At 66.6% G+C, this 2,998-nt stretch carries 4 protein-coding genes and 3 pseudogenes; 6 read left to right on the forward strand and 1 reads right to left on the reverse strand.

Annotated elements, in window-relative coordinates:
• A partial coding sequence (locus tag YO9_RS0115720; RefSeq protein WP_016998355.1) for a thiol-disulfide oxidoreductase DCC family protein occupies positions 1-433 on the forward strand: 433 nt, incomplete at its 5' end.
• Here the strand turns inward: YO9_RS0115720 and thiE are convergent.
• Positions 434-1,089, reverse strand: a pseudogene (gene thiE / locus YO9_RS0115725) (thiamine phosphate synthase). It abuts the gene before it with no gap.
• Positions 1,090-1,265: 176 nt separating this feature from the next.
• On the opposite strand from thiE, the gene YO9_RS19275 reads away from it, so the two are divergent.
• From YO9_RS19275 to YO9_RS0115740, 5 genes and pseudogenes are all read left to right on the forward strand, one after another.
• Positions 1,266-1,769: an FAD-dependent oxidoreductase gene (locus YO9_RS19275; RefSeq protein WP_223286703.1), complete on the forward strand. Its 504-nt coding sequence runs from the start codon at positions 1,266-1,268 to the stop codon at positions 1,767-1,769.
• Positions 1,712-2,212: pseudogene (locus YO9_RS21830) on the forward strand (FAD-dependent oxidoreductase); the annotation flags it as partial. The gene YO9_RS19275 and the pseudogene YO9_RS21830, both read left to right, overlap by 58 nt.
• Before the next feature lie 100 nt (positions 2,213-2,312).
• Positions 2,313-2,513, forward strand: a complete 201-nt coding sequence (locus YO9_RS19280) for a hypothetical protein (RefSeq protein ID WP_016998356.1) — start codon at positions 2,313-2,315, stop codon at positions 2,511-2,513.
• 12 nt (positions 2,514-2,525) lie between these two features.
• On the forward strand, positions 2,526-2,780 hold the full coding sequence (gene thiS, locus YO9_RS0115735) for a sulfur carrier protein ThiS (protein ID WP_031273530.1): 255 nt from the start codon (positions 2,526-2,528) through the stop codon (positions 2,778-2,780).
• A 1-nt stretch (position 2,781) separates the two neighbouring features.
• Positions 2,782-2,998: pseudogene (locus YO9_RS0115740) on the forward strand (thiazole synthase); the annotation flags it as partial.

A 2,998-nucleotide genomic window follows, 5' to 3' on the forward strand; every position in this document is an offset into this window, starting at 1 on the left:
GGTCGGTGCTTCTGTGACCGACCGACAAGACACACCGGCCGAGGCGCACCTGGACCTGATCTTCGACGGCCGGTGCGGTTTCTGCACCCGCGCCGTGGGGTGGGTCCACAGACTCGACCGGCACCGTCGCATCAGCACCCACGCGTATCAGGAACCTGACGTCCTGGAGCGCTTCGGTCTCACCGAATCACAAGCTCACACTGCGGTCTGGGCCGTGGTTGGCGGGACACGATCGGCCGGCGCAGCCGCCGTAGCCAAGACCCTGGACGCCGCCCTCGGTACCCGCATTTTCGGCAAGCTCTACCGCATCCCACCAGTACGAATGGTCCAGGATCGTGTGTATCAATGGGTCGCTGATCATCGCGGGATATTCCCCGGTGTCACGTCGTGGTGCGAACGTCACCCGGAGAACTGCGAGCCCAGAACTACGTAATTACAAGAATTTCCGCAGCTCGCGAGCGGCAGCCTCAGGGTCGGCCGCGTCCGTGACTGCCCGGACCACAACGATCCGTGACGCGCCGTTTCGAGCACGGACGGCAATCGCTCGGCGTCGATCCCGCCAATCGCGAAGAACGGCTTGTCCCCCGCGTGCTCCGCGGCGTACTTCGGCAGTTTCAGTCCCACGGCGGCACGTCCGGGTTTGGTGGGCGTTTCCCACACGGGCCCGGTGCAGAAGTAGTCCAGGCCCTCGTCCGCGATGGCTCCGTCCACTTGCTCACGGGACAGGCATGAGCGGCCGATGATCACGTCATCACCCAGCAACTGGCGCGCCTGCGGGGTGGTGAGATCGCCCTGCCCCACGTGGAAAACGTCCGCGCCGGTGAGCATCGCGACGTCCGCTCGATCATTGACCGCGAACAGCTTGCCGTGTTCCCGTGCAACCTCGCCGAGCACCTCGATGGCCTCGATCTCTGCCGCGGCTTCGAGTTTCTTGTCACGCAGCTGAATGATGTCCACACCGCCCTCGTACGCGGCATGCAGGAATTCCCGCAGGTCACCGCGCTCTTTTCGGGCCGTGACACACACGTACAACTTGGCATTCGCGAACGCATCACGCCTGCGGGTTCCCTGACTCTGTTGCTCACTCATGTGGCCATGGTGCCACGGGTCACGGTTACACTGAGAGGTACCGGTCACATGACCGGTAGTTCCACGGGAGTCCGCGACTGTTGCCCCGGCAACCACCGCAGCGGGCTGAGAGGGCGTGAGCCGCCGACCGGAAACCTGATGCGGATCATGCCGCCGGAGGGAGTGTTGTGGCACCCATGCCACCCGTCCATCACCACAGTGCGCCACGGCACGCAGTGGTCGCGGGCGCCGGCTTGATTGGTCTGGCGACCGCTTTCGAATTACGACGCCGCGGCGTAGCCGTCACGCTCGCAGACCCACGGCCCGCTTCGGGAGCCACCCACGCTGCCGCGGGCATGCTCGCACCGATCGCCGAAACCCAGTACGGCCAGGAAAGCCTGTACCCGCTCATGGCTGCCTCCGCCGTGGAGTACCCCGCGTTCATCGAGCGTGTCTCCGCGGCCTCCGGACTCCCCAGCGGATACCGCACGGAAGAGACCCTGGTGGTGGGAGTGGACTCCGCGGACGCGCACAGTCTCCAGGATCTCGCCGCTCATCAGCGGGCCGCGGGCATGCACGTGGACAACATCACCTCGCGCGAGGCCCGGAAACTCGAACCCGCCCTGGCTCCCCATTTCGCCGGGGCCATCAGGTTCCCACGGATCATCAGGTGGATCCCCGGCTACTCGCCGCATCCCTGATCCAGGCGCTCGATGCACCCGCCGTGGACACTCTTGACGGCGCCATCGATCCCGGCCCCGTGCACTGGTTCCACGCGAAGGTCGAGCGAGTTCTCTCCACGCGCGGTTCCGAACCCCAGGTGACCGGGGTGCTCCTGGAAGGCGGCGAGAAGGTCGAGAGCGACGTCGTCGTCCTGGCGACCGGGCTCAATGCCGGCGATACCGGACAGCTACCCGCGGACCTGAATCTGCGGTTGCGCCCCGTGTACGGCGATATTTTGCGGTTGCGCGTGCCCGATTCACTGTTGCTGCCGGGCGAGGAACACCTCATCACGCGAACCGTGCGCGGGCAGGTCAACGGGCGGGCCGTGTATTTGGTACCTCGCGCCGATCGCACCCTGGTGCTCGGCGCGACGAGCCGCGAGGACGGCCGAGACTCTGTACTGGCCGGCGGCGTGCACCAGCTGTTGCGGGATGCGCGGGCGATTCTGCCGCCGTGGACGACTGCGATGTGCTGGAGATGCTGGCCCGCGCCCGCCCCGGAACCCCGGACGATCTGCCTACATGGGGCTGTGCTCCGTGACCGGCCTGGTCATCAGCACCGGGCACTTCAGGCACGGCATTCTGCTGACTCCCTTGGCCGCCCGGCTGGCCGCCGAACTGGCAACCGGCGCCACGGACCCGGCCGTGAGCCACGACCACGACCACGACTTCTTGACCTCGATCGACCCCGCGCGGCATTCTCCCGCGCACCCCGAGATGTAGCAGGTGAACATCATGAATACCGCCCCTCACGACACCATTCTGGTGAACGGCAATCACGTACCCCTCACCGAAGGCCTGTCCGTGGCCGATGCCGTGGCCGATCTGACCGGGCGTGAAATCACCGCCGCGGGCCGCGCTGCGGACGGCAAACCGCTGGGCATTGCCGTGGCGTTGGATCACGCCGTGATTCCCCGCTCTCGCTGGGCCGACACGTTGCTCGAGGCCAACCAGACCGTGGAAATCGTCACCGCAGTGCAGGGAGGCTGAGATGACCACCGACCAATTGATCATCGACGGCGTCACGTTCGGCTCCCGACTCATCATGGGTACCGGTGGGCTCACCGACCTGGCGATGTTGGAGCGCGCGCTGCTGGCATCCGGCACCGAGCTGACCACTGTGGCGGTGCGGCGTTACTCGCCGGGGCCGGGCCTTGGTTCCGGCGCCGGCTCGGCTACTCGGAACGGCGGAGCGGCTGCGCAGCGCA

This window comes from Kocuria atrinae C3-8, from assembly GCF_000286355.1.
Taxonomy (GTDB): domain Bacteria; phylum Actinomycetota; class Actinomycetes; order Actinomycetales; family Micrococcaceae; genus Kocuria; species Kocuria atrinae_A.